4 protein-coding genes are annotated in these 2611 nt (G+C 61.1%); 3 read left to right on the top strand and 1 reads right to left on the bottom strand.

The annotated features are described in order from the left end of the window. Positions 1-25 precede the first annotated feature (25 nt). Complete coding sequence (locus tag RDM88_RS12915; protein ID WP_374045470.1) at positions 26-226, bottom strand: helix-turn-helix domain-containing protein; 201 nt, start codon at positions 224-226, stop codon at positions 26-28. Positions 227-372: 146 nt separating this feature from the next. Between RDM88_RS12915 and dinB the strand changes: the two genes are divergently transcribed. The 3 genes from dinB to RDM88_RS12560 are packed head-to-tail and all read left to right on the top strand — an operon-like array spanning position 373 to position 2475. Next, entirely contained in the window at positions 373-1614 is a 1242-nt protein-coding gene (gene dinB / locus RDM88_RS12550; RefSeq protein WP_308755162.1) for a DNA polymerase IV, read from the top strand. A gap of 14 nt (positions 1615-1628) precedes the next feature. After that, the gene (locus RDM88_RS12555; RefSeq protein WP_308755163.1) at positions 1629-1907 is read left to right on the top strand and encodes a hypothetical protein; all 279 of its coding nucleotides are present in this window, start codon (positions 1629-1631) and stop codon (positions 1905-1907) included. A 1-nt stretch (position 1908) separates the two neighbouring features. After that, positions 1909-2475 carry an SOS response-associated peptidase gene (locus RDM88_RS12560; RefSeq protein WP_308755164.1) on the top strand — a complete coding sequence of 189 codons (567 nt, stop codon included), beginning with the start codon at positions 1909-1911 and terminating at the stop codon, positions 2473-2475. Positions 2476-2611 lie beyond the last annotated feature (136 nt).

The raw sequence follows: 2611 nt of genomic DNA on the forward strand, positions 1-2611 counted from the left end.
ATCGAAGTTTACACCGCGCTAATATCTATCCGACAAGCCATGCCGCAGGAACGCCCAGCGCCCTTGCAATGGCCTCTATGACATCTGCCGTAGGGTTGGCGTTCCCACACTCGATCGCGCTGACCGTGCGCACACTCAACCCGGATTCATACGCAAACCGCTCCTGCGACCAACTCAATTCCAGTCTTCGCTTTCTGACATTTACTCCTATTGTCGTGGATAACATGACGCGCTCCCTTTCTGCGGGCCGCCAAAAACCATCATCACATAATTTGGATGTGGATACAAGCGCGGATTATCCAACACTTTCCGCTTGTTTTCGCGGTTCCCCAGCTTTACAATAAGAACATACGTTCTAAGGAGGTGAGGCCGGTGGACCGCTCAATTTTACATTGCGACTGTAATTCCTTTTATGCATCCGTGGAGGCGCTGCACCGGCCCTCGTTGCGGGATAAGCCCCTCGCGGTCGGCGGGGACGTCGAGCAGCGTCACGGGATTATCCTCGCCAAAAACGATATCGCCAAGCGGTACCAGATCAAGACCGGAGAGGCCCTTTGGCAGGCGCGGCAGAAATGTCCCGACCTCGTCATCGTTCCGCCCAACTACCCGCTGTACCTGCGATACAGTAAGCTCTGCCGGGAAATCTTCATGGAGTACACCCCGCAGGTGGAGCCGTTCGGCATCGACGAGGCATGGCTTGACGTGACGGGCAGCACCGGTATTTTCGGCGGCGGGCCGCAGATCGCGGAAGAAATCCGCCGCCGCATCCGTTACGAGCTGGGGATCACCGTCAGCATTGGCGTCTCCTTCAACAAGATTTTCGCCAAGCTCGGCAGCGACTACAAAAAGCCCGACGCGGTGACGGTCATCAGCCGCGACAACTACAAGGACGTCGCGTGGCCCCTTCCCGCCTCCGACCTGCTGTATGTCGGCCCGGCTACCCGGCGCAAGCTGGCCTCCCGGTATATCACCACGATCGGCAAGCTCGCCAGCACCAACCCGGCGAACCTGCGCCGGTGGTTCGGGAAATGGGGCGACGTCCTCTGGGCGTTTGCCAACGGCGAGGACCGCGCCGCCGTCGCGGAGTTCGACGAGCTGGCCGTCATCAAGAGTATCGGCAACAGCTGCACCACGCCCCGCGACCTCGAGGACGACGAGGACGTCAAGATGGTCCTGTGGGTGCTGGCGGAGAGCGTCGCCGCCCGGATGCGTGAGCAGGGCTTTGTCGGCCGGACGGTTTGCATCAGCGTCCGAGACTGTAATCTTCAGAGCTTCACCCGCCAGCGCAAGCTGCCCCGCCCGACCGGCCTGTCGTCGGAGATCGTCAGCGCGGCGATGGACATATTTCGGGCAAACTATCGATGGGACGAGCCGATCAGGAGCATCGGCGTATCAATGACCGACTTCTCCCACGACGACATCCCCGTGCAGCTCGATATGTACGACGATCACGCCCGGCGGGAAAACCTGATGCAGATTGAACAGGCGGTGGACGGTCTGCGGCGGCGGTTCGGCAATGGATGCGTGCGGCGGGCGACGCTGCTCCGGGATACCGCCCTGACAGGATTCGACCCCAAGGCGGACCATATCATCCATCCGGTCGGATATTTTTAGGAGGCGTATAGGCAATGAGCGATTTGACGCGTAAGGTGTATGTGCGCGTCCACGCCGCCTTTGGCACTGACGGCAGCATCTCACCGGAGGTTATTGAGTGGGAGGACGGGACAAAATACCGGATAGACCGCGTCCTCGACGTGCGCCGCGCCGCGTCCATGCGGGCGGGCGGCAGCGGCATCCGGTACCGGGTGCGGGTCGTGTGGGATACCCCGGAGGGGCAGCCCGCGCAGGCCGTCAGCTATATCTGGCGCGAGGACGACAACAAATGGTTTGTGGAGGCGAAGAGCTGATATGTGCGGACGCTACAATTTCAGCCAGGAAGAGAGCGACGAAATCCGGGAGATCGTCCGGGAGGTCGAGCGGCAGCAGCGCGGCGAATTCAAGATGGGGGAAATCTACCCGACCAACGTTGCCCCCGTGCTCGTCGCCGGGGACGACCGCCCCGTCCCAGAACTGCTGACATGGGGATTCCCCGGCTTTAAGGGGCAGCGGACGATTATCAACGCCCGCGCCGAGACGGCCCCCGACAAGCCGATGTTCCGCAAATGCCTGGAACAGCGCCGCTGTGTGATTCCCTCCACCGGCTTCTACGAGTGGGACGAAGGCAAGCAAAAGATTCGGTTCAACCTGCCGGGAGACCGGGCGTTGTATATGGCGGGGCTCTACAATGAGTTTGCCGGGGAACCCCGTTACGTCATCCTGACCACAGCGGCCAACGAATCCATTGCCGACGTCCACAACCGGATGCCGGTGGTGCTCCCCCGTGAGCGGATCGCCGAATGGATTGGCGACCTCGCATCCGCGATGGACATCCTAAAGTCCGTGCCGCCAATGCTTGACCGGCAGCCCGTATCATGAAAAAGCCGCCCCGAAGGGCGGCTCCCGGAATTGGGACGAATGAAAAAAGCGGGCCCACCGGAACACCCGGAGGCCCGCTTTTCCTATCTGAAAATCATGCTCGCCGCCAGCAGCCCGAGAACCGCCCACTGCATCA

The sequence above is a fragment of the uncultured Anaerotruncus sp. genome (genome assembly GCF_902490045.1).
Taxonomy (GTDB): domain Bacteria; phylum Bacillota; class Clostridia; order Oscillospirales; family Ruminococcaceae; genus Anaerotruncus.